The 24,096-nt window shown below is 61.4% G+C and carries 14 protein-coding genes; 3 read left to right on the top strand and 11 right to left on the bottom strand.

Features of this window, described 5'->3' with window-relative positions; translation table 11 throughout:
* Positions 1-476: 476 nt before the first annotated feature.
* Complete coding sequence (locus BT204_RS05650) at positions 477-1,745, bottom strand: Hsp70 family protein (protein WP_034126391.1); 1,269 nt, start codon at positions 1,743-1,745, stop codon at positions 477-479.
* A 158-nt stretch (positions 1,746-1,903) separates the two neighbouring features.
* Here BT204_RS05650 and BT204_RS05655 point away from each other — a divergent pair, with 158 nt between their 5' ends.
* The 3 genes from BT204_RS05655 to BT204_RS05665 all read left to right on the top strand — a co-directional run bounded on the left by BT204_RS05655 (position 1,904) and on the right by BT204_RS05665 (position 15,270).
* Positions 1,904-8,845: a dermonecrotic toxin domain-containing protein gene (locus BT204_RS05655; protein ID WP_072445913.1), complete on the top strand. Its 6,942-nt coding sequence runs from the start codon at positions 1,904-1,906 to the stop codon at positions 8,843-8,845.
* A 230-nt stretch (positions 8,846-9,075) separates the two neighbouring features.
* On the top strand, positions 9,076-10,014 hold the full coding sequence (locus tag BT204_RS05660; protein ID WP_034126393.1) for a DnaJ C-terminal domain-containing protein: 939 nt from the start codon (positions 9,076-9,078) through the stop codon (positions 10,012-10,014).
* Positions 10,015-10,098: 84 nt separating this feature from the next.
* Positions 10,099-15,270: a dermonecrotic toxin domain-containing protein gene (locus BT204_RS05665; protein ID WP_072445915.1), complete on the top strand. Its 5,172-nt coding sequence runs from the start codon at positions 10,099-10,101 to the stop codon at positions 15,268-15,270.
* Here BT204_RS05665 and ureC read toward each other — a convergent pair.
* From ureC to urtB, 10 genes are all read right to left on the bottom strand, one after another.
* Positions 15,267-16,967 carry an urease subunit alpha gene (gene ureC / locus BT204_RS05670; RefSeq protein ID WP_054896378.1) on the bottom strand — a complete coding sequence of 567 codons (1,701 nt, stop codon included), beginning with the start codon at positions 16,965-16,967 and terminating at the stop codon, positions 15,267-15,269. The two genes, BT204_RS05665 and ureC, sit on opposite strands and share 4 nt — an antisense overlap.
* 170 nt (positions 16,968-17,137) lie before the next feature.
* The gene (locus tag BT204_RS05680) at positions 17,138-17,443 is read right to left on the bottom strand and encodes an urease subunit beta (RefSeq protein ID WP_054896379.1); all 306 of its coding nucleotides are present in this window, start codon (positions 17,441-17,443) and stop codon (positions 17,138-17,140) included.
* Positions 17,440-17,973: a GNAT family N-acetyltransferase gene (locus BT204_RS05685; protein ID WP_054896380.1), complete on the bottom strand. Its 534-nt coding sequence runs from the start codon at positions 17,971-17,973 to the stop codon at positions 17,440-17,442. The genes BT204_RS05680 and BT204_RS05685 overlap by 4 nt, the downstream gene beginning before the upstream one ends.
* A gap of 5 nt (positions 17,974-17,978) precedes the next feature.
* On the bottom strand, positions 17,979-18,491 hold the full coding sequence (locus BT204_RS05690; RefSeq protein WP_019818288.1) for a GNAT family N-acetyltransferase: 513 nt from the start codon (positions 18,489-18,491) through the stop codon (positions 17,979-17,981).
* Positions 18,492-18,500: 9 nt separating this feature from the next.
* Complete coding sequence (ureA, locus tag BT204_RS05695; RefSeq protein WP_003171437.1) at positions 18,501-18,803, bottom strand: urease subunit gamma; 303 nt, start codon at positions 18,801-18,803, stop codon at positions 18,501-18,503.
* A gap of 158 nt (positions 18,804-18,961) precedes the next feature.
* On the bottom strand, positions 18,962-19,801 hold the full coding sequence (locus BT204_RS05700; RefSeq protein ID WP_054896382.1) for an urease accessory protein UreD: 840 nt from the start codon (positions 19,799-19,801) through the stop codon (positions 18,962-18,964).
* A 30-nt stretch (positions 19,802-19,831) separates the two neighbouring features.
* The gene (gene urtE, locus BT204_RS05705) at positions 19,832-20,530 is read right to left on the bottom strand and encodes an urea ABC transporter ATP-binding subunit UrtE (protein WP_072445919.1); all 699 of its coding nucleotides are present in this window, start codon (positions 20,528-20,530) and stop codon (positions 19,832-19,834) included.
* 147 nt (positions 20,531-20,677) lie between these two features.
* Positions 20,678-21,511 (bottom strand): urea ABC transporter ATP-binding protein UrtD, encoded by an 834-nt coding sequence (gene urtD, locus BT204_RS05710; protein ID WP_161975077.1) that lies wholly within the window; start codon positions 21,509-21,511, stop codon positions 20,678-20,680.
* The gene (gene urtC / locus BT204_RS05715; protein WP_034126400.1) at positions 21,508-22,575 is read right to left on the bottom strand and encodes an urea ABC transporter permease subunit UrtC; all 1,068 of its coding nucleotides are present in this window, start codon (positions 22,573-22,575) and stop codon (positions 21,508-21,510) included. Before urtC ends, urtD begins: the two co-directional genes overlap by 4 nt.
* Positions 22,575-24,077, bottom strand: coding sequence for an urea ABC transporter permease subunit UrtB (gene urtB / locus BT204_RS05720; protein WP_054896384.1), 1,503 nt, complete (start codon positions 24,075-24,077; stop codon positions 22,575-22,577). The genes urtC and urtB overlap by 1 nt, the downstream gene beginning before the upstream one ends.
* Positions 24,078-24,096 lie beyond the last annotated feature (19 nt).

Here is a 24,096-nt window from a genome sequence, read left to right on the forward strand (position 1 = left end):
CTGGCTTGCCTGCGATGACGGCCTCACAGCCGGCCCCTATCTATCTGACGCCCCGCGATCAAACTGTGGGAGCGGGCTTGCTCGCGAAGGCGGCCTGACTGCCGACCGGGATATTGGATTTGACCGCGTACATATCCGTTATTTAGGTAACGGCCACTTAGGGTTCCGCCCTGACGGCGGCTCACTTTTGAAAAGCGCAAAAGTAAGCAAAACGCTCTTGCCCCACCACTCGGCACCTCGCCTAGGCTCGGTGTGCCCGTAATCCGACAGGGATTTGGGGGGCCGCCGCCACGCGCCATCCATGGCGCGGGGCGGCTAAACCGGCATCCCTGCCGGTTTACCCCCCAAATCCCTGTCGAATTCCGGCCAGCGTGGTTTAACGGGGCGCCTAAGATCAAAAGCAGATCAAGATCAAAAGCGGCTCGCTTCGCATCGTGGTTACCGTCAAGTGGGCGCGCCACGGTTTCAGCTGAAACTCAGCTGCCGTAGCGCTTGCTCGCCTCAATCGCCAAACCACTGCCAATACTGCCGAAGATATTGCCTTCCACATGCCGCGCATTCGGCAGCATTGCAGAGATGCTGTGGCGCAGCGCCGGGATGCCGCTGGAGCCGCCGGTAAAGAACACCGTGTCCACCTGCGCCACGCTCACCGAGGCGTCGTTGAGCAACTGCGTGACGCTGCCGCGTACACGTTCCAGCAAGCTGTCGATGGACGACTCGAACAGTGCGCGGCTCAGGTCTACGCTCAGGCCCGCTTCGATGCGGTCCAGCGGCACGTGGCGGCTGTCTTGATGGGTGAGCTGGATCTTGGTTTCTTCCACTTCCATGGCAAGCCAGTGCCCGGCGCGCTGTTCGATCAGTTTGAACAGGCGGTCGATGCCGCCGGTGTCTTCGATGTCGTAGCGCATGCTGCCCAGGGCCAGCTGGGATTTTTGCGAGTACACCGAGTTGATGGTGTGCCAGGTGGCCAGGTTCATGTGGTGGCTGGTGGGCATGTAGGCACCGCTCTTCATGCGGCTGCCGTAGCCGAACAGCGGCATCATGCCTTGCAGGCTGAGCTGTTTGTCGAAGTCGGTACCGCCGATGTGCACGCCGCCGGTGGCGAGGATGTCGCTCTGGCGATTGTCGTTGTGACGACGATCCGGCGACAGACGCACCAGGGAGAAGTCGGAGGTACCACCGCCGATGTCGACGATCAGCACCAGCTCTTCTTTCTCGATGGTCGACTCGTAGTCGAACGCCGCTGCAATCGGTTCGTACTGGAACGAGATGTCCTTGAAGCCGATCTTGCGCGCCACATCCACCAGGGTGTTTTCCGCTTCCTGGTCGGCCATCGGGTCGTCATCGACGAAGAATACCGGGCGGCCCAGTACCACTTCTTCGAATTCACGACCGGCGTTGGCTTCGGCGCGGCTCTTGAGTTGGCCGATAAACAGTGCCAGCAGGTCGGTGAAGGGCATGGCAGTGCCGAGCACGCTGGTGTCGTGCTTGATCAGCTTGGAACCCAGCAGGCTCTTGAGCGAGCGCATCAGGCGGCCTTCGTAGTTCTCCAGGTATTCGTGCAGCGCCAGGCGACCATATACCGGGCGGCGCTCCTCGAAGTTGAAGAACACCACTGACGGCAGGGTGATCTTGTCGTCCTCCAGCGCGATCAGCGTCTCCTCGCCGGGGCGGATCCAGCCGACGGTGGAGTTGGACGTGCCGAAATCGATGCCGCAGGCACGGGCTGGAGATTCGTTTTTCATGTCTTACAGGTTCCGGGCAAAAAACGGCCGCGCAGTGTATGTCACTCGCGAGCGGATGCGTAGACCGGCGATCCGTAAATTCGCGCTATATAGCTACGTCTTGAACCGGCAGGGGCTTGGTTAGGCTCGGGTTTTACTGCCCTCACGGACGAATCGCTATGCCTGATGCAACCTTCAACGCCGACCTGCGCGGCGTGCATTACGACTTTCTCAAACAACGCGTGCCGAACTGGTTCATGGAAGGCACGCCGCAACGCCAGCAAGAGCTAGGCACGCACGAGATGGATATTCCTGCCTGGTACCTGGCCGCCACTCACCAAGACAAAACCACTCTGGCTGCCCGGCACACGCGCTTTCGCGAAACGCTCAATGCGATTGAAGAGCACCTGGGCCAGATCGAAGACGTCCTGGCCTTCGCCGAACAGCCGCTCAAAGAGGCGATCAAGAAAGAGTTCAACCTGGAACTGGATGTGCGCAATGTATTTTTCGTGCGCAAATACGGCTCAAAAGGTGCTCGCGATGACTTCTACGGTGCCTTTGTTTTCGAGCAGCAAAACGACCCGTCACTGAGCTACAGGTATCGCGGCATTTCCCTGTTGGAAGCGGCCCTGGCCAATTTCGAGGCCGATGAAGAGCAGCCGTCGTCGTGCACCGATTGCCAACTGATCACCACCTTCAACCTAGAAAACCCCCACATCATTGCGACCTTCGCGGCCGTCCATGCACAGGCGGTGGCGATCACGCCCCATGCTTTCGCCAGGCTTTGCCGCACATTGGACCTTGGCGCGCTTTATCAGGCGCATATCAAGGCCATTGTAGAGCCCCAGGACGCGGATGAACGCCAGGCGCTTGAACAGCTGTTGGAAGAGCATCAACGCGAGCAGTTGGCACTGTGCATCGATATTGCCCGGTTGCAAAGCACCGGACCGCTCAGTGCCGACGCCTGCCAGATGCTCCAGAATGTGGTCACGGGCTCCGCCACGCCGAAACTGGCCGGGAAGCCAGTGACATACACCGCGCTCAACGTGTTCGACAGCGTATTGGTGGGGCCGCTGCTGATCGGCCCTGATCGGCAAAACACCAACCGCCCCGAGCCTCTGGTGGTGTACATCCCCGGCGACCCGCAACAGCCCCTCAAGGAGTATGCGTCCAGTGGCGAATTCATGGCCGACTTGCGTACCCGTCTGCACAGCGCATCGTACCGGCGCTTCTTCAGCCGCTTTGTGCCGGTGCGCGAACAAGGCGGGTTCTTCACCCGGTTCAACCGTCTGTACCAGCCTGCCAGTAACGGCAATGGCGGCGCGGACTACCCGTTGCGCACGCCGTTGGCGCGCTTGCCTATGCAAGAGTTCGCCCTTGCCGGTGAGCTGTGGCAGCGCAGTCGCCAAGCGCATATCAGCAAGATCTTGAGCGATGCACGCGCAGTGGCCGTGCCCACCGAGGACGAGGACCGCAAGGCCCGGCTTGAACGCCTGGAAGGCTTTTTCGAGGCGGCCGTCAGCGTATTCAACCTGGCCGCGTTCGTGGTGCCGGGGCTTGGCCCGATCATGTTGGCCGTGGGTGCATCGCAGATGTGCTACGAAGTGTTTGAAGGCATCGAGGCCTACGATCAAGGCGAGCCCCGGCAGATGTGGGCGCATTTTTCATCGGTAGCCCTGAACGTAGCGTTCATTGCCACGGGGTCCAAGGTGGTGCCCGCCGTCAAATGGCAAAGCGCAGTGGATCACCTCAAACCGGTGACGCTGCCCGCGGGCAAGCAGGTGCTGTGGAACCCCGACCTCAGGCCCTATGCCTCTACCACCAAGCCGGCGCCAGAGGTCAAGCCCAATGCGTTGGGCCTGTACGATCATGCCGGTCAGCAATGGGTGTCGTTCGAGGATGCGCATTACCAGGTCAAGCAAGACCCGAGCGGCCAGTACCGTATCCAGCACCCGACTCGCCCTGACGCCTATGCGCCGGAATTGGAACACAACCATAACGGGGTGTGGACCCATGAGCTCGAAGAACCGCTGACCTGGGACGAACCCACCTTGATCAAGCGCCTCGGGCTGGTCGAGCAGGCGGATCCGTTGCGTATCAGCGGTGTCGAACCTGACGCTCTGCGCCAGGTTGCGGTCGATCATGAACCCTTGCCGCTGTTGCTTGACGACACCATCAAGCGCTTCGAGCTGCATCAGCAACTGACCACCTTTGTCGAGCAAATCAAAAGCAGCGACCCGCTGGTCTACCAGAAGGCCGAACCGGCACTGCAGTTTGACCTGCTTCAACGCCGCGGCCTGCTGCCTGATGGCGTAGCGCTGAAAGTCATCGGCCCAACGGGCGAGGTCGTGTGGGAAAGCGCCGATGCGTCTCCCCTATTGCCCAAGCGCGTGATGGTGTTGACCGAGACCGCCATGGCCCAGGGCCGCTTACTCAGGGAGTTGCTGTACACCTTGCAAGGTGTCGACCCGCAGCTCAAGGAATTCCCCGGCAGCCCCGAAGAGTCGCTGGACGTTCGCGCCGCCAAGCTGCGCCAGTACCTTGGCGATGCCGTTGATAGTCTCAAGGGACCGCTGCTGGAGGAACGTTACCGTGCGTTGAACCCAACGCCTGACGCCGATGTGCAGCGCGTGCTGGATGCCTACCCGGCCTTGCCGACGCTGGCCGCCGAACGCTTGCTGCAAGGCGCTGCTGTGGATGAGCTGACCGCTTTTCGCAGCAGCGGCAGCCTGCCTGACCGGTTGGCCACGCAGGCTCAATGGTGCGCGCAGGAAACCCGCGTGGCGCGCGCCTACGAAGGGCTGCACCTGGACACTCAGACCCACCTCGACAGTCAGCGCCTGGCCTTGCGTACCCTGGAAACCCTGCCGGGCTGGCACCGTGGCTCGCGGGTGGAGTTGCGTCAGTATTCGGCGCAGGGCACGCTGATGGATGCCATCGGCTCCCCCGACTTCCCGCACAAGCGCAGCCTGATACTGCTGGACAGCGGTGAGTTCCAGGCAACCATGCCCGGCGATTTCTACAGCGCCATCTGGGAGCAACTCGCGCCCGATGAGCGTCAGCGTCTCGGGTTGGCCAGCGCGGCCGAATTGAAGCAGGCGATTCAACGCAACCCTCTTTCGCGCCAGGCGTTGCGCACGGTGCTGGAGGACTACCCGCTGCGCAAGCCCGAGTACGATCCGATGGTCCGCTTGATGGGCGGCGCTCCGGGCTTTCGGCATATGGCAAGGGTGGCGGCTAATGTGCTTCGCTCTCCGGCAGAGCGGGTACGCCGGTTGTATCCATCATTCAATGAGGAGCAAGTCACAGCGTTTATTCAGTCGCTGGGCGAAGATGTCCCAGGCGGGTTGGCCAGTCGTGAGCTGGAATACCACCACCTGAAAAAATCCTTGAAAGCGTGGGCTCGCTCCAGAGGGCCACATGCCCTGGCGTACTACAGCGCCGAATGGCGTGTGAGTGATGCAATCAAACGCTGCTGGCGTCGCGAGACCGCAAGCCAGTTGAATATTCGCCTTTCAAAAGACGAGATTCGTTGGGTGGATTTGCCGCCGCTGAAGGCCGACTTCAGTCATGTCCAGGAAGTGGCGTTATCGGGGCTCACATGGAAGGGGCACTCCAGCTCGTTGTTCCTCGAAAATTTCACGCATATCAAGAGCCTGAGCATGACTGGCGCCGAGTTGGTCGAGTTGCCGGCGGTGATCGGCGATATGAAGCAGCTCACGTCGTTGAAACTGCCCTCCAATGAACTGAAACTGAGCGAGCGTAGCGCGGCAAGCTTGAGCGCTCTGGATGCCTTGCAAGTGCTGGATCTTTCGGAAAATCCGCTGGGTACATTGCCTGATTTCGGCGGTATGCCGCATTTAAGAGCGCTGAATCTATCTTTCACCCGAATCGAGCGTTGGCCTTCGGGGTTGAGGACGCAGACTGGGCTGGAGCGCGTCGACTTACGTCACAATCGACTGCTGCAGGTACCGCAGGACAATCTTGTTCCGCCGGCAGATCAACTGGAAACGATCGTGCGGATCAATAACGTCACCTTGCTTGATGGCAATCGCTTCCCACACGATTACTGGGAAACATTCGATAAGTATTGGCAGGACGTGAACCAGTCACGCCCCGACCTTGTGTCAGGCGCTCTCGATGGCGCCTTTGACAGCAGAAATCCACGCCTGGAAATGGTGCAGCACATGTACCCCGAGTATTCCCTGCAAAAGGCCCGGGAGCTTGTCTGGAGCTGGGGCGAAGGCGCCGATACCGAGCTGGACCGGCGCTGGCAGGAGTTTTCTGTGCTGCTCAGGCAGTTGAACGCGTGGGCATTTTCAGGCGGCGGCGAGCGCCAGCGCTATGTGCGCGTGGGGGAGCGCGCCACCGATGCTGCGTCACTGCGTGATCGCAACCTGGCGCACAACCGCATCATGCGCTGCTGGCGCCGTGAAACCCCGCAACAGCTCACCAACGACGGCGAGCCCTTCGGCCTGGAGCTGGACCTCAGCGGCCTGACGCTGCCAAGCCTGCCCGACCTGGATGCGGACTTCAGCCACGTAGGCTCACTCAAGCTGAGCAACATGAACCTCAGTACTTCGCCTGAGGGGTTCCTCGCTCGCCATCAGGGCGTACGCTGGCTGGACATGTCGCGCAACCAGTTGCGCGAGTTGCCGCCGGCGCTGGGGCAGATGCATGGTCTGACCCGGCTGTCGTTGCAAAATAACCAGATACGCCTGAACCCGGAGTCGGCTGCGATGCTGGCGTCGCGCAGCACCCTCAGAGCCTTGATCCTCAATTCAAACCCCCTTGATATCGCGCCGGATTTCAGCCAGATGACGGATTTGCGTTCGCTGGGGATGGGCAACACCCATATTGAAACCTTTCCCACCGGGCTGGGGGCGCAGCCCAGCCTGGATGCGGTGTACCTGAGGGGCAGTCGGATTTCAACGCTGCCCGATGCGCTGATTGCCCCCTCGGACGAGGCGTTGGCGCAATCCCTGCGGGTAACCAGCGTCACTGACCTGGGCCTGAACCCCTTGTCCGCCGAAACTCAGGCGCGAATCGCCGATTACAACCGTCGGCTTACCGACCCGGAGCGAGCGGCCAACAGGTTGGTGCGCAGCACTCTGGAGGTGGCTGTGCCGCAGGCCGTTACTGGCGACTCAGCGCCGTTTCAGCGCTGGGCCAGAGGGTTGTCAACGCAGCAGCTTGCCCAGCGCCAAAGCCAATGGTCCACCCTGCGTGCACTGCCAGGCTCGGACGGTTTTTTCGACATGCTCAGAGACCTGAACGTGGCGCCCGCTGAATATGAGGATGTGCAGCAGCGGGTGTGGGAGGTGATCGACGCGATTGCCAGCCACAGCGCCGAGTCGGAGCAGCTGCGCAAGGAGATGTTCGAATGGGCGGGCCAGGCGACGTGTTGCGACCGTGCCGCGTTGACCTTCGGTAATCTGGAAATCCTGCTGATGACCAGCAATGCCAAGGCCCAGGCGTTGGATTCGACTCAGGGCGCCGCGCTGGTGAAGCTGTCCAGGGGCTTGTTCCGTCTGGAGGAAGTGGAAAAGATCGCCCTTACGGATATCGACCAGCGCCGGACTGCGATCAATAGCCGCGAAGACCTGACGGCGACGCAGAAGGCTGACGCTCTAAGGGCTCTGGAAGAAGTGGAAATCAGGCTGGCCTATCGTTACGGCCTTAAAGAGCGGCTTGACTTGCCTGGCCAGGCGCAGCAGACCAGGTTCATTCGTTTCGGCAACGTCAGCCAGGCGATGCTGGATGCTGCGTACGATAAGGTGATCGGCCTGGATAATTCGGTGCATGAGTTTCAAGCCATGCTTGCCAGAGAATTCTGGCAAGACTACATCGCGAACAAATACCGCTCGCGGTTCGAGGCGCAGAACCAACCCCATCACGAACAAATGAATGCGTTGTTGCGCGATTTCGAGTCCGGTGCAATCTCCAAGGCGGTGTTCGACGGTGAGGCCGAAGCACTGCAGGGGCAGTTTGCAATCGAAGAAGCACAGCTGATTCAAACCCTGTCCCGCGATGAAGTGGCGCAGGCGTTGATGCCCACTGCGAGCCTTGAAGTGTTGGTGGAGCCTGTGGGTCAGGAGCTGCAACTGTCTGAGGCTAAAGCCATCGATTTCAACGGCAAACAGTATTTTGTCGCGAGCATGCCGGATGCTGGCGATGGCGAGCATTACATCTTGCGGGTGCAGGCACCCCAGAACCCGTTGGCGCTGGTCAGCAGTGGTGTGGTAGCCAAGCCCGATATCCATGGGGTCTGGAAGCGCAGGGGTTTGGCGGGTGGAATGAAGCCGCAGGGCTCCGACGATGAGTTTTTCGACGCGTCGGAGTCCATGCCGGTAACGCCCTACACGGCGGAGGAACTGCGCCATATGCGTCGCGATATCCACTTTACGGCCAGCCCCAATCGCATCGGCAGTTATAACCGTGCCAATAACGGCAAATACCCGCTCAGGGACTATCAAGGCCGGGCGATCCGCATTCGCGAATTGGAGCAAGCGGTCACGATAGATCCCGGTGTGCGCTACACCTCGGAGCAGATCAAGCCCTACATTCAATTTCAGGGCTATGAGCAGGTGGGCGCACGCTATGAAGAGAAACTCCAGCTACGTTCGTTTACGGCCCAGGACATGAAAGCGCCCGGTGAAAGCGCGTTGATAGGCCAGGCCATGGTGGTTGCCAACCGGCGTATCGCCAAGGGCGAAATCGTCGGCGTGTACGGCGGAACGGTATTGCCCATGGGGATCTTCGGACCCAGCGGGCAGACGTACACCATGAGGGTAGGAAGCAAGAAGGTCGCGAGGGGCAATACCCTGGTGGAAGAGCCGATCCACCTGTCGGGGGATAATATTATTTCCAGAATCAATACCCTCTTCGAGTATGACGCCCAGGGCAAACCGTTGCGCCAGGCCCCCAGTGGCTACAACGTTGAAGCGGTGGGCTTCAATGTCGAGGCAGACAGGTGGATGGGGGTAGGGGAGGGTGCGCGAACCAAACGCGAGAATTTGATACTGACGGCGGTATTTGCCACTGAAGACATTTCAGCGGGCGCCGAGCTGCGCATGGATTATCAGTACACTGAGGGGGCAATAAAAAACCTGTTCGCTTGATCCTACCCGAGTAAGTAACGGGTCTGTCGTCGTAAATAGCCATATCCCATCTTGAAAGGGCGGGTTTTGCCCCAATCTTGTGGGCATATCCAGGCGGTACACAGTGATTGCACTGACCCTGTGTGCCGCCGATTAACTTATGACGCGCCCTGACATCAATTCCCAGGCTGCCAGCCATGGCGTGCCGTGTGGCGGGCTGCGCGATATCGATAACGGATGGTGATGCCCCCATGGATTTCAAAGATTATTACAAGATTCTCGGTGTCGAGCCCACGGCTGACGACAAAGAGATCAAGTCGGCTTATCGCAAGCTGGCGCGCAAATATCACCCGGACGTCAGCAAGGAAAAGGACGCCGAAGCCAAGTTCAAGGACGCGTCCGAAGCCTATGAAGCGCTGAAAAGCGCCGACAAGCGCGCCGAATACGACGAACTGCGCAAGTACGGCCAGCACGGCCAGCCATTCCAGGGGCCGCCGGGCTGGCAGAGCCGTGGTGGTTTTGGCGGTGGCCAGGACGCGGGCGATTTCTCGGACTTTTTCAGCTCGATCTTCGGCTCGCGTGGCGATGCTTTCGGTGGTGGACAGCGTCGTCCTACCGGGCGCAAGGGCCAGGATGTGGAGATGCAGCTCACGGTCTCCCTGGAGGAAACCCTGTCCACTGAGTCCAAGCAGATCAGCTTCCAGGTGCCGCAATACGATGCCTCCGGTCGGCATGTGAGCAACACCACCAAAAGCCTGAACGTGAAGATCCCGGCCGGTGTGGCCGATGGCGAGCGCATTCGCCTCAAGGCCCAGGGCGCGCCTGGCATTGGCGGCGGGGCCAATGGTGATTTGTACCTGATCATCAAGTTTGCGCCCCACCCCAGGTTCGAGGTGGACGGCGAAAACCTGATCATCAACCTGCCGCTGGCACCCTGGGAGTTGGCGCTGGGCACGGAAGTGGCCGTGCCGACCCTCACCGGCAAGATCAACCTCAAGGTGCCTGCCGGTAGCCAGAACGGCCAGCGCATGCGTGCCAAGGGCCATGGTTTGCTGAACAAGGCCGGGCAACGCGGCTATCTGTTCATCCAGCTCAAGGCCGTCATGCCCAAGGCGGCGGATGATGAGGTCAAGGCATTGTGGGAGGCCCTGGCGCAAAAGGCTGCGTTCAACCCGCGCGAGCAGTTCTGAACGGGTCATTGATTTAGTTAGCGCCAGCCGCAAAAACGGCGTGCCTAGGATGACAACCTCTTCCAAGAAAAAGGTTGTCATCCCATGCCGGACTTTCAGGTCACCGACCCCGCCACGCCGCTTCCCGGTGAGCAGGGCCAACATTACGAGCTGATCAAACAGGCGATCCCCACTTGCCTGGTCAACAGTTCGCCCTCCCGTCGCAAGGCCCTCAAAGACACGCCGCCAGCCATTCCCCGCTGGTATGACGCTGCTTCCCAGGCACACAAAGATCAGCTCAAAGTGTTGCTGGACGCCCGTTGCGATTCGCTCAACGAACTGGAGAAAACCTTCAGTCACATACACTCGGAGCAAGCGTTTGCCCAACCCTTGTTGGAAGCCAAGCTAAAGGCTATCGGCCACGAGCTGGACGTCAATCAAACCTGGTTGCGCCTGTATGTACCGGTGGAAGATGCCTTTGGCGTAAAGACCAGTGGCTTCAGGGTCAAAACGTTCTCCCTGCTGCACGCTGCCCTTGGCAACTTTGAGCAACGCGAGACTCGAGAGGGCTATTTCGACAGTGCCTCAGGTTTCATCACCCAACCGGACGTGCGCGATCATTTCGAGCGCCACACCACGACCCTGAAGATTCATGCGTTCACCCAGCTGTGCCGAGACCTGGACCTGGGCAAGCAGTACCAGGCTCACCTCAAGGCGCAGTTGAAACCTGACCACGCCGAGTCCCAGGCCGAACTGCGCGAGCGTTATGTCCGGCACCAGAAAGCCGCCTTCAAGGCGGCAGCGTACCTGGCGTTGCTCAAGGGCGACATTGGTGACAGCGACCACGCCTTGCTGATGCGTGTGGCGGCCGGGGAAAAACACATTCTCAGCGACGGCAAGCCCATCGTGTATCGCAGCCTGAGCCTGATGAACCTGCACCTGCATGATTGCCTGGTCATCGACGCTTGCGCCAAGCCTGGCTACACCTGCTGGGTCATCGTTTATATTCCCGATGACCCCGACCATCCCATCAAGCGCTATGACACCTTCAATGACTTCAGCACTGCATTGACCGAGCGCCTGAGCGCGAAAACCACCCAGGAAGCTGACCGCTCCCAAGGCTGGAGGGCTACGCCGAACCAGCATTTTTTTGCCCGGTTCGTTGCCGACAAAGACCGCGCCTACTACTACAAACGGCTGACCGAACTGGTGCTGGACGCACCTCCCCAGCCGTTTGGCGCACAGGCCTTGCGATCGGAATGGGGGCGCCTGCTCACTTCTCCGTCCTTTGCCACGCCTTCGACACTGGGCGAACCACATCCCTACGTGCGCGTGCATGCCACTGCCCCTGAATTCAACATTCGCGCCCACACCCTGACGGACCTATGGCAAGTTGCAGACCTGTGGACCTATCGCCTGGGCAGCCTGCGTGCCCGCCTGTTCGAGAATGCGCGGCATCGTGCGGTGAGCACCGCCGATGTCGATGAGGCCTCGCGCTCACTGCGCGCCGCGCATTACATGAGCATTGGCCTGTTCGGTCTCAACCTGGTGGCCATGGCGGTGCCACCGCTTGGCGTGCTGATGGCCGTGGCGATGGCCGGGCAAATGCTCTACGAAGTCATCGAAGGTGTCATCGAGCTGAGCGAAGGCGATCGCGAAGAGGGCTGGGCGCACATCACCGACGTGGTGGAAAACCTGGCGACGCTGGCGGTGCAGGCAGCCGTGGTGCACTTCACCGTGTCGCCGTTTATCGAGCAGCTCAAGGCCGTCACTCTCCCCAGTGGCAAGACTCGGCTGTGGAAACCCGACTTGTCGACCTATGAGCACACCGCGTCCCTACCTTCAGTGGCGGCGGATGAGCAAGGCCTGCACCGGCACAACGGCCAGACCGTGCTGCCATTGGAGGGTAAACGCTATGCCGTGCAACAAGACCCGCTGACCGAGCAATACCGCATCCTCCATCCCACGCGCGCCGAGGCCTATCAACCGATATTGAAGAGCAACGGCGCTGGCCTCTGGAACCATGAAGTGGAACGCCCGCACACCTGGGAAGGCGCCACGTTGATGCGGCGATTGGGCCCGGTGACGGAGGGCTTCAGTGATGCCGAGTTGGAGCAGGTGCGCAGCGTTGCGGCGGTGAGTGAGGACGTGCTGCGCCGCGTGCATGTGGAAGGCGAGCCGGTACCGGCGATCCTGCTCGACACCCTGCGCCAGTTCAGGGCGTATCGCGATGCGGTGAGCGTCGCCGAGGGTATTCGCCATGGCTCGCTCAGCAGCGCACTGTGCAGCTATGCCGCATCCCTGGCGGTGGAGTTGCCTGGATGGCCAGCGAGCAAGGCGATCGAGGCATTTTCCGGCACCGAGTTGAGCGGGCCGTCGATCAAATACGGTAATCAGCAGGCTGCGGCGGCGGACACCGTGCAGGTCCACCGCGCCGAATTGATGAGCGGCCAGTTGCCCATACGCATTATCGAAGCGTTCAGCGAACCTCAGCGCGATGCTCTGGTGGGCAGTTACACCGCCCGCACACCCGAGGCGAGAACCGAGGCCCTGCAATTGAAACTCGAACAAAGGGCCATCGAGGTGCGCGAGCGGTTGATGAAGAGTATTTACGTCGAGCAGCAGCCACTCTCCGACACCGCGATTATGCTGATCCAGCGTGACTTCAGCGGTGTGCCGACGATTTTGGCGCGCGAAGTGCTGGCGGACGCGACGCCGACCGAGCGCGACACGATGAGCCGCGCCAAGCGCATTCCCCTGCGCCTCGCTGAAAAGGCGCGCCGGGCGCAGCAGCAAATGCGCCTGACCCTCGCGTATGAAGGCTTGTACCTCGATGCGTTGGCCGGCCCAGACACCGAAACCCTGGCCCTCCACACACTGCCGGCGCTGCCCGGCTGGTCGGACAATCTGCGCCTGGAAGTGCGCGAGGGTCGGTTTGAAGGCCCATTGCGTGCCAGTTTTGGCCCTCAGGAGGCGAGCAATCGCAAGGTCCTGGCACGTACGGAGGATGGACGTTATCAAGCCTTTGATGAGCGCGGTCAGGATCTGCATGGCCTCAATGGTTTCTATGGCGCCTTGCAGCACGCGTTGACCGACGCCCATCGCAACGCGATTGGCCTGCCCCATGTCGGCCAGGGTGAGCAATTGAAGGGGTTGATCCAGCAACATGCATTAGGCCGAGCACCGTTGCGCAAAGCCTTGGGCATGTCGCCGGAAAAGCTGCCGTTTTTTCGACCGCCGAGCGTGTTGCCGGGCGAGCGTCGCGGCTATCCATTGAGCGGGCGCGGTGGCACTGAGTGGGAAAAAATCACACGCGAGCGGGTCCGCAGCCTGTACCCGGAAATCACCCGGGACGAAATGCTCGCCCTGATCAACGAGCGCGGCGCGCTGGATCTGAGCTGGCTGCGTGCGTTGGAGCAAGAGTACAAGACCCTGCAGGCCACCTTGCACAACTGGTTGAGCACACCGCCCCAAGGCATGGAGGCGTTCGGTGACCAGCAACGCCAGGTGCTGAGGGCCAGGCGCAAGATTTATACGGCGCTGGATGACGCCTGGAGAAAGGTTGGCCCACGGCACTACGATCGAAATGGGCGCCTCTTGGGGCAGAAAATCGAATGGTTGGAAGAGGACCTGGCGCAGCAGCTCCGAACCTTGCCCGCACTGACTGCAAACTTCGACCATGTCAGCTACTTGGGCATTGTGGGAACCGAAGGCTCGCAGCTGACGGATGCGGATGTGCAGCCACTGCTCGCCAACTTTCGCGGTCTGCGTCGATTAGGGATCGAGGCCGCTCAACTGACACGCCTGCCGTCAGCCATCGAACAGATGCCGCATTTGCAGCGGTTGCATTTGGGCGGTAACAGTATTGTCCTTACGCCTGAAGACGTCTTGCGTTTGAAAGATCGGGTGCATCTCAAAGAGTTATTTTTGGAAATGAACCCACTCGGCTTGCCACCGGATGTCGGGCGCATGCCGCGCTTACATACCTTGCTGCTCAATGAAACAAGCCTGGTGGAGTGGCCTAGCAGTGTGTTCCGTGTGCCCAGGCCGGAAGACTTCATTCTGGATATGCGGCAGAACCCGATAGCGCGGATTCCCGAGTTCGCGCCGGGCTCGGATAAGGCATTGATTGTGGCGAAAACCTTCCTCACCCGTGAAACGCTGACGCCTGAACTGCTTGCTCAATTCAAGCGGTACATCGAGGCTGCCGGCCGGGATCCGGATCGCCAATTGCCGAAAAGGGGCGCGCGCGACAGCGAGCAGTGGAAAACCGGTTATTCGGCGCAGGAATGGCCCTCCAGGCAAGTGTTATGGGACATGCTTGAAGGTTCGTTTGGCTCTGAGGGCTTTTTCAATGTTCTTCGTGCCGTCAGAAACTCCGGGGACTCGACACTCAGGGGCGGCGTATGGTTGCCGGAACTGACCGCCAAGGTCTGGCGCATACTCGAGGCGATGGGCGAAGACGCCGAATTGCGCGAGCAGTTGTTCCTGATGGCCCGGGACCCTGCAGCCTGCGTGGACGCCGGAGCCCAGATGTTCAATGCGATGGGCGTTGCCGTGCTGCATTGGTCGGCGTACTTCAGCGAGGACGTGGCCTCCGTGCGCAAAACTGTCTTCAACCTGGCCAGGGGCAAGTGGCGGCTCGATGAGTTGGGCCGTATCGCCCATGAGCGCGTGTCCCAACTGCAGGATGACGGCGTCAAGTTTCCGGAGTACGACGCCAAAGGCGCACGCATCGATCATTACGATGCCCGCGGCAATTTGATCGCTGATATCGACGAAGTCGAGATCTACCTGGCGTACACAACGCCATTGGCAACCCGTCTGGACCTGCCCTGGCAATCGCGGAGCATGATGTTCCGCGAGGATTATGTGACGGCGCCCATGGTCGAGGAGGCATTCAACCGCGTACAGCTACTGGACCAAGGCGAGCTGCTGCGTGGCAACCTGCTGGAGCAACCGATGTGGACCGACTTTCTGCAGCGGGCTCATCCAGCTGACTACGCGTCGATTGCCGCAAAATTCGATGCACTGATTGACTATCAGGCCGCGCAGGAACAATGGGCCGCCGCAGCCAACCTCCCTGAGAGCGCGAGGCAGGCCCTGCGCCAAACCATCAGCCGGTCGGCCCAGCGCCTGGGCCGACCGGCTTCGGAAAGTGAGCCGGGGCAACTGATGTCCCAGCAAGACTACGACGACACCTTTGGTCGCATCAATGGCGAACTGATCACCTTGAACCAGACACTGACCGATCAAGCGATCCGCGCCATCCTCTAGAACAGGAAGTACCGCTGGGCCATCGGCAACACCTCGGCCGGTTCGCACCACAGCAACTGACCGTCAGCCTTGACCTGATAGGTCTGTGGGTCCACCTCGATATCCGGCAGGTAATCGTTGTGGATCAGGTCGGTTTTCTGCACGTCGCGGCAACCTTTGACCACCGCGATCTGCTTCTTCAGGCCCAGGGCCTCGGGCAGTCCGGCCGCCTGCGCGGCCTGGCTGATAAACGTCAGGCTGGTGGCGTGCAGGGAGCTGCCGAAGCTGGCGAACATGGGGCGGTAATGCACCGGCTGCGGCGTCGGGATCGAGGCGTTGGCGTCGCCCATCAGGCTCGAAGCAATGGCGCCGCCCTTGAGGATCAGCGTGGGCTTGATGCCGAAAAACGCCGGGCGCCACAGCACCAGGTCGGCCCATTTGCCGACTTCGATGGAACCGACGATATGGCTGATACCGTGGGTGATCGCCGGGTTGATGGTGTACTTGGCGATGTAGCGTTTGGCGCGGAAGTTATCGTTGCCCACGCCGTCGCCCGGCAGGGGGCCACGCTGTTTTTTCATCTTGTCGGCGGTCTGCCAGGTGCGTGTGATCACTTCGCCGACACGGCCCATGGCCTGGCTGTCGGAGCTGATCATCGAGAACGCGCCGAGGTCGTGCAGGATGTCTTCGGCGGCGATGGTTTCGCGGCGGATGCGGCTTTCGGCGAAGGCCACGTCTTCGGCAATGCTTGGGTCCAGGTGGTGACACACCATCAACATGTCCAGGTGTTCGTCGATGGTATTACGCGTGAACGGCCGCGTCGGGTTGGTGGAGCTGGGCAGCACATTGGGGAAGCCGCAGGCCTTGATGATGTCCGGTGCATGGCCGCCACCGGCACCTTCGGTGTGGTACGTGTGGATGGTGCGGCCCTTGAGCGCGGCGAGGGTGGTTTCGACAAAGCCCGACTCATTGAGGGTGTCACTGTGGATCGCCACCTGCACGTCGTAGGCATCGGCGACGCTCAGGCAGTTGTCGATGCTGGCGGGCGTGGTGCCCCAGTCTTCATGTAGCTTCAAACCGATAGCACCGGCCTTGACCTGCTCGATCAGCGGCTCGGGCAAACTGGCGTTGCCCTTGCCGGTAAAGCCAATGTTCATCGGGAACGAATCGCTGGCCTGCAGCATCCGCGCAAGGTGCCACGGGCCGGAGGTGCAGGTGGTGGCGTTGGTGCCGGTAGCCGGCCCCGTGCCGCCGCCGATCATGGTGGTGACGCCGCTGGTCAGGGCCTCTTCGATCTGCTGTGGGCAAATGAAATGCACGTGGGAGTCGATGCCGCCGGCGGTGAGGATCATGCCTTCACCGGCAATCACTTCGGTGCTCGCGCCGATGGCCATGGTCACGCCGGGCTGGATGTCCGGGTTGCCGGCTTTGCCAATCGCGTGGATGCGGCCATTCTTCAAGCCGACGTCGGCCTTGACGATGCCCCAGTGGTCGATGATCAATGCGTTGGTGATCAGCGTGTCGACCACTTCATGGGCGAGCAATTGGCTCTGGCCCTGGCCGTCACGGATCACCTTGCCGCCGCCGAATTTGACCTCTTCGCCGTAGACGGTGAAGTCCTGCTCGACTTCGACGAACAGTTCGGTGTCGGCCAGGCGCACCTTGTCACCGACGGTGGGGCCGTACATGTCGGCGTAGGCTTGTCTGGATATCTTCATGGGTGTGTCCTCGATCGTTCCCACGTTCTGCGTGGGAATGCATCCTGTGACGCTTTGCGTCACGACGTAAAGAGCGGACGCAGAGCGTCCCTGGCGGCGTTCCCACGCGGAGCGTGGGAACGATCTAATTGCATTCCAACGGTGGGAGCTGGCTCGCCTGCGATGAGGCCCTAAAGGTCGCCCATGACTCGCCCTGCAAACCCAAATACCCGCCTTGCACCACTCAACTCCACCAACTCCACCTCCCGACGCTGCCCCGGCTCAAACCGCACCGCCGTGCCCGCCGGAATATTAAGGCGCATGCCACGGCTGGCCGCGCGGTCGAATTCCAGCGCGTCATTGGTCTCGAAAAAGTGGTAATGCGAGCCCACCTGGATCGGCCGGTCGCCGCTGTTGGCTACGCCGAGGATGAGGGTGCGGCGGCCGACATTCAGTTCGATCTCGCCAGGCTGGATCTGATATTCACCAGGAATCATGCAGGTTGCCCCAGGGTCTTGTAGTAGATGGCGGTCGGGCTGTAACGCCCGTCCGGGCTTTGGCAATAGTCGGGCAGTTCACCGAGCTTGGTGTAGCGCAGCGACTGGTAAAAGGCTTCGGCGCCGGAGCCGGCCTCGGTGTCCAGGTACAGCAGGCCACGCTTGTGCTGGCGCGCGGCGAGTTCCAGGGTATTCATCAATTGCTGGCCCAGGCCATGGCGACGGGCGCTGCTGTGCACCAGCAACTTTTGCACCTCGGCGCGGTTCAGGCCGTTGGCTTTCTGGCACAACGCCAATTGCACGCTGGCGATCACCTGCTCGTCGCGCACCACTACCCACAGCAGCAGGCTGGTGTCCTCGACGCCGGCTTGCACGCCGGTCAGGTAGTCCCGGGCCTGGGCCTCATCGAAGTCGGCCATGAAGCCCACCGACGCGCCGTGCTGCACCGCGTCCAGCAACAGCTCGATCAAGCCCCGGCGGTAGTGGGCAAAACTTTCCGCATTGACTCGACGCAGTTGTGCAGCGCTCATCGATGTCACTCCTTGGGCGGTTGTGCGCCCGGGTTCAAGGTCAGTTGCATAAAGGTCAGGTCCAGCCAGCGGCCGAACTTGATGCCCACTTGCGGCATTTGCCCGGTAGTCACGAAGCCCAGGCGCTCATGCAGGCGGATCGAGGCCAGGTTGCCGCTTTCGATGGCGGCGACCATGACGTGCTTGCCGCAGCTGCGGGCGCGCTCGATCAGGGCCTGCATCAGGTGTGGGCCGAGGCCTTTGCCACGCTGGTCATTGCGCACGTATACCGAGTGTTCGACGCTGTAGCGGAAGCCTTCGAAGGGGCGCCAGTCGCCGAATGAGGCGTAGCCGGTGACTTCGTCGTTGTCCACCGCGACCAGGATCGGGTACTGCTGGGCCTGGCGCGCACTGAACCAGGCCTGGCGGTTGGCCAGGTCCACCGGTTGCTCGTTCCAGATCGCCGTGGTGTTCAACACCGCGTCGTTGTAGATGGCGCGGATCGCCGGCAGGTCGTGTTCGGTTGCATCACGAATCATGGCTGCGCCTCAGGCAATGGGCTGGTGGACGGTGACCAGCTTGGTGCCGTCGGGGAACGTGGCTTCCACCTGGATATCCGGGATCATTTCCGGGATACCTTCCATAACCTGTTCGCGGCTGAGCAGGGTGGTGCCGTAGTGCATCAGGTCGGCCACCGTGCGGCCATCGCGGGCGCCTTCCATCAGGGCGGCGGAGATATAGGCGATGGTCTCCGGGTAGTTGAGCTTCACTCCGCGTGCCAGGCGCCGTTCGGCGACCAGGCCTGCGGTGAAGATCAGCAGTTTGTCTTTTTCCCGTGGGGTCAGGTCCATGGTTCAGTCCGTAGTAAGGCAGTTAAAAAGACGAGCGCTTACCCCTGTAGGAGCGAGCTTGCTCGCGAAAAACCCGAGGGCGCCGCGTGCATTCAGGAGGCCCGCGTTATCGTTAACGATTTTCGCGAGCAAGCTCGCTCCTACAAAAGGGCGCATCTTCATGTGCTCCAGATTCTTGGTGCGACTGCTTCACGCCCAAACAGCGCCGGGCGTAAAAGCCGCCATAAATCAATCAACCACCCCCGCGCCAGCAGCGCTTCACTGGCCAAACAACGCGCCACCAGTAAGCCAGGCAATTGGGTCAAATCCCCGCGCACCGCATGGGGCAGTGAGCGGCATTGCTCAAGCAGTTCAGGGTCGATCTCGCCTGTCACCAGCAACGTGGCAAACACCGGTTGCCCATCCAGCCCGATAGGCGAATCCAGCAATCCATCGGCGCCCACAATGCGCTGGCGCTCATGCCAGAGCAACTGGCCGTCGCGGCGAATGTCCAGGTGCGATTGAAAGTGGCCAAGGTCGAACCGTTCGCCACTGGCCGGGCGGCCCAGAGCGACCACATCCCAGTAGAACAACCGCGCATCGCCCGACAGCTCCACTCGCGTGGTCAGTTCGGCCTGGGCGGCGCTGAATACGATGGTTTCCTGGGGCAGCCATTCCAGCGTCGCGCCGGCCTCGACGGTCAACTTGACGTGTTGAAACGCCGGGCCGCTGGCGCGGTACCACTTGGCGGCGCCGGGGCTGGTCAGTTGTGCCCAGGCACCCGTGCCCACATGGGCGCTGATGTCCAGGCGATCGCCACCGGCAATCCCGCCGGGCGGATGCACGATGATGTGCTGGCATACCTCGGGGCCTTCGGCGTACAGGTGTTTTTGCACCCGCAGCGGGCCAAGGTGGCGGCGCAGCACCGGGCGCGTGGTGTCATTGACACGCGCGTAGCCGAGTTCCAGCTCGGCGTGCCAGCTGGGCGTGAACAGGGCAGGGGTAACGGGCAGGTTCATGGCGTGTGCTTATCGTTAGGAGGCTACAGATTAGATGGTTACCAGCCCACGCACACCTTCGCGTTCCATATTTTCACCACGGCCCTGCTGCACGATTTCCCCACGGGACATCACCAGGTACTGGTCAGCCAGTTCAGCGGCAAAGTCATAGAACTGCTCCACCAACAGGATCGCCATATCGCCGCGCGCCGCGAGCTTCTTGATCACCGCGCCGATTTCCTTGATCACCGACGGCTGGATGCCTTCGGTGGGCTCATCGAGAATCAACAGGCGCGGGCGGCTCGCCAGGGCACGGCCAATCGCCAACTGTTGCTGCTGCCCGCCGGACAAGTCGCCGCCGCGTCGATGCTTCATTTGCAGCAACACCGGGAACAGTTCGTAGATGAAGGCCGGCACCTCTTTGGCTTCGGAACCGGGGAAACGCGACAGTCCCATCACCAGGTTTTCTTCTACGGTCAGCCGCCCGAATATCTCCCGGCCCTGGGGCACGTAGGCGATGCCGGCATGTACGCGCTGGTGCGGCTTGAAACCGGTGATGGCCTTGCCTTCCCAGTTCACTGCGCCCTCCTTGGCCGGCAGCAGGCCCATCAGGCACTTGAGCAGGGTGGTCTTGCCCACGCCGTTGCGGCCCAGCAGGCAGGTGACTTCACCGATCTTCACGTCAAAAGACAGCCCACGCAGGATGTGGCTACCGCCGTAGTACTGGTGCAGCTTGTCGACTTGCAGCATGTTCGATTCTCCTCAATGATCGTTCCCACGCTCTGCGTGGGAATGCTTCCCGTGACGCTCTGCGTCACCGTTGCTCAGCGGGACGCGGAGCGTCCAACTTGGCATTCCCACGCGGAGCGTGGGAACGATCAGCCGTTCGTGTCAGCGTTAGCGGCCGAGGTAAACCTCGATCACCCGCTCGTTTTCCTGCACCTGTTCCAGCGACCCTTCGGCCAGTACGCTGCCCTGATGCAACACCGTCACGTGGTCGGCAATCGAGCCGACAAACCCCATGTCATGTTCCACCACCATCAACGAGTGCTTGCCGGCCAGGCGCTTGAACAGCTCGGCGGTGAATTCGGTTTCGGCATCGGTCATGCCTGCTACCGGTTCATCCAGCAGCAACAGTTGCGGGTCTTGCATCAGCAACATGCCGATTTCCAGAAACTGCTTCTGGCCGTGGGACAGCAAACCGGCGGGGCGATGCACGGAGGCGGTGAGGCGGATGGTGTCGAGCACTTCCTCGATGCGGTGCTTCTGTTCCCCGTTCAGGCGCGCACGCAGGCTGGCCCACACCGACTTGTCGGTCTTCTGCGCCAGCTCCAGGTTTTCGAACACGCTCAAGGCTTCGAACACCGTGGGTTTCTGGAACTTGCGCCCGATGCCGGCCTGGGCGATCTGCACTTCGCTCATGCGGGTCAGGTCCAGGGTTTCGCCAAACCAGGCCTTGCCGTGGCTGGGCCGGGTCTTGCCGGTGATCACGTCCATCAGCGTGGTCTTGCCCGCGCCGTTGGGCCCGATGATGCAGCGCAATTCGCCAACACCGATGTACAGGTTCAGGTCGTTGAGGGCCTTGAACCCATCGAAGCTGACGCTGATATCTTCCAGGGTCAGAATGGTGCCGTGCCGGGTGTTGAGCCCTTTGCCCGCGACCTGGCCGATGCCAATCGCATCGCGGCCGCTGCCTGCGTCGAAAATAGGTTCAAGCATGACGTTCCTCATTTCTTCAGCAGGCCGATAACGCCCTTGGGCAGGTACAGGGTGACGATGATGAACAGCGCGCCCAGGAAGAACAGCCAGTACTCGGGGAAGGCCACGGTAAACCAGCTCTTCATGCCATTGACCACTCCAGCGCCGAGCAACGGCCCGATCAACGTGCCACGCCCGCCCAGCGCTACCCACACAGCGGCTTCGATGGAGTTGGTCGGTGACATTTCGCTGGGGTTGATGATGCCCACCTGCGGCACATACAGCGCACCGGCAAGGCCGCACAACACTGCGCTCAACACCCACACGAACAGCTTGAAACCGCGTGGGTCGTAGCCGCAGAACATCAGGCGGTTCTCGGCATCGCGCAGGGCGGTGAGCACGCGGCCGAACTTGCTTTTCGCCAGGCGCCAGCCGATGTAGAGGCTGGCCACCAGCAACAGCACCGTGGCGAAAAACAACACCGCCCGGGTGCCAGGTTCAGTGATGCCAAAACCTAAGATGCTGCGGAAGTTGGTAAAGCCGTTGTTGCCGCCGAACCCGGTCTCGTTGCGAAAGAACAACAGCATCCCCGCGAACGTCAGGGCCTGGGTCATGATCGAGAAATACACGCCCTTGATCCGCGAGCGGAACGCGAAGAAACCGAACACCAAGGCCAGCACACCGGGGGCCAGTACCACCAGGCACAACGCCCACAGGAAGTGGTCGGTGCCGGCCCAGTACCAGGGCAATTCGGTCCAGGACAAAAAGGTCATGAACGCCGGCAACTCGCTGCCTGCCGCCTGGCGCATCAAGTACATGCCCATGGCGTAGCCGCCCAGGGCGAAGAACAAACCGTGGCCCAGGGACAACATCCCGGCGTAACCCCACACCAGGTCCAGCGCCAGGGCGACGATGGCGTAACAGAGAATCTTGCCCACCAGGGTCAAGGTGTAGGCCGACACATGCAGCGGGTTGTCCGCAGACAATAACGAACACAGGGGCAACGCCAGCAGCAGGAGCAGGATGACTGCACCGACTGCAATCGTGACTTTGGGGCCGGCCTTTTGCGTGGCCGTAAGCATCAATGGCTGGTTCATCAGTCGATCACCCGTCCTTTCAGTGCGAAGAGTCCTTGCGGGCGTTTCTGGATAAACAGAATGATCAGCGCGAGGATCAGGATCTTGCCGAGCACGGCGCCGATCTGGGGTTCGAGGATTTTGTTGGCGATCCCTAAGCCAAAGGCGGCCATGACACTGCCGGCCAACTGGCCGACGCCGCCGAGCACCACCACCAGGAACGAGTCGATGATGTAGCTCTGGCCCAGGTCCGGGCCGACGTTGCCGATCTGGCTCAGCGCCACACCGCCCAAACCTGCGATACCGGAGCCGAGGCCAAAGGCGAGCATGTCCACGCGCCCGGTGGGCACGCCGCAGCAGGCGGCCATGTTGCGGTTCTGGGTGACGGCGCGCACGTTCAGACCCAGGCGCGTCTTGTTCAGCAGCAGCCAGGTGAGCACCACCACGAACAGCGCGAAGGCAATGATCACGATGCGGTTGTACGGCAGCACCAGGTTGGGCAGTACCTGGATGCCGCCAGACAGCCAGGCCGGGTTAGACACTTCGACGTTCTGCGCGCCGAATACCAGACGCACCAGCTGGATCAGCATCAGGCTGATGCCCCAGGTGGCGAGCAGAGTTTCCAGGGGGCGGCCATACAGGTGGCGAATCACCGTACGTTCCAGCGCCATGCCGATGGCCGCGGTGACAAAAAACGCCACCGGCAACGCGATCAACGGGTAGAACTCGATGGCCTGGGGCACATAGCGCTGCATCATCAATTGCACCACATAGGTGGAGTAGGCGCCGAGCATCAGCATCTCGCCGTGGGCCATGTTGATCACGCCGAGCAGGCCGAAGGTGATCGCCAGGCCCAGGGCCGCCAGCAGCAGGATCGAGCCCAGGGACATGCCGCTGAACGCCTGGCCGAGGATCTCACCCATCATCAGTTTGCGTTTGACCTGGGCCAGGCTGGTCTCAGCGGCGGTGTGTACGGCGGCGTCGGCTTCCACGCCTGGCGCCAGCAGCGCCTCTAGGCGCGTGCGGGCCAGCGGGTCGCCGGTGCTGCCGAGCAAGCGCACGGCCGCCAGGCGCACCACCGGGTCGGGGTCGACCAGTTGCAGGTTGGCCAGGGCCAGGCTGAGGGCGCTGTGCACCTGCTCATCCGTCTCGGCGGCGACCTGCTGGTCGAGGAATTTAAGTTGTGCAGGCACCGCGCTTTTTTGCAGGGTGCGCGCTGCGTCCAGGCGCACCTTGGGGTCGGCGGCGAGCAGTTGCTGGCTGGCTTGCACGTTATTGATCAAACCGCGCAGGCGGTTGTTCAGGCGCACGGTCTTGGTTTCACCGTTGAGTGTGAGTTGGCCTTGCTCAAGGGCATCCACCAACTCGATACGCGTTGGGTCGGGTTGGGCGGCCCAGTCCTGCAGGAGTTTGGCTTGCTGCACCGGGTTGGCGGCAAGGAAGTCTTCGGCGTCGCTGGCGTGTGCGCCAAAGGGCAGCAACAACAGCAGGGCGAGGATGAGGCGGTGGAGGGCAGTGGGCATATAAAAATGTCCTGGTCAT

Source organism: Pseudomonas sp. NFPP02 (genome assembly GCF_900119355.1).
GTDB classification, from domain to species: domain Bacteria; phylum Pseudomonadota; class Gammaproteobacteria; order Pseudomonadales; family Pseudomonadaceae; genus Aquipseudomonas; species Aquipseudomonas paracarnis.

Excerpts from the sequence above, each read along its gene's own strand:
- BT204_RS05650 (WP_034126391.1), bottom strand. The coding sequence starts at position 1,745 with ATGAAAAACGAATCTCCAGCCCGTGCCTGCGGCATCGATTTCGGCACG.
- BT204_RS05655 (WP_072445913.1), top strand. The coding sequence starts at position 1,904 with ATGCCTGATGCAACCTTCAACGCCGACCTGCGCGGCGTGCATTACGAC.
- BT204_RS05660 (WP_034126393.1), top strand. The coding sequence starts at position 9,076 with ATGGATTTCAAAGATTATTACAAGATTCTCGGTGTCGAGCCCACGGCT.
- BT204_RS05665 (WP_072445915.1), top strand. The coding sequence starts at position 10,099 with ATGCCGGACTTTCAGGTCACCGACCCCGCCACGCCGCTTCCCGGTGAG.
- ureC (WP_054896378.1), bottom strand. The coding sequence starts at position 16,967 with ATGAAGATATCCAGACAAGCCTACGCCGACATGTACGGCCCCACCGTC.
- BT204_RS05680 (WP_054896379.1), bottom strand. The coding sequence starts at position 17,443 with ATGATTCCTGGTGAATATCAGATCCAGCCTGGCGAGATCGAACTGAAT.
- BT204_RS05685 (WP_054896380.1), bottom strand. The coding sequence starts at position 17,973 with ATGAGCGCTGCACAACTGCGTCGAGTCAATGCGGAAAGTTTTGCCCAC.
- BT204_RS05690 (WP_019818288.1), bottom strand. The coding sequence starts at position 18,491 with ATGATTCGTGATGCAACCGAACACGACCTGCCGGCGATCCGCGCCATC.
- ureA (WP_003171437.1), bottom strand. The coding sequence starts at position 18,803 with ATGGACCTGACCCCACGGGAAAAAGACAAACTGCTGATCTTCACCGCA.
- BT204_RS05700 (WP_054896382.1), bottom strand. The coding sequence starts at position 19,801 with ATGAACCTGCCCGTTACCCCTGCCCTGTTCACGCCCAGCTGGCACGCC.
- urtE (WP_072445919.1), bottom strand. The coding sequence starts at position 20,530 with ATGCTGCAAGTCGACAAGCTGCACCAGTACTACGGCGGTAGCCACATC.
- urtD (WP_161975077.1), bottom strand. The coding sequence starts at position 21,511 with ATGAGGAACGTCATGCTTGAACCTATTTTCGACGCAGGCAGCGGCCGC.
- urtC (WP_034126400.1), bottom strand. The coding sequence starts at position 22,575 with ATGAACCAGCCATTGATGCTTACGGCCACGCAAAAGGCCGGCCCCAAA.
- urtB (WP_054896384.1), bottom strand. The coding sequence starts at position 24,077 with ATGCCCACTGCCCTCCACCGCCTCATCCTCGCCCTGCTGTTGTTGCTG.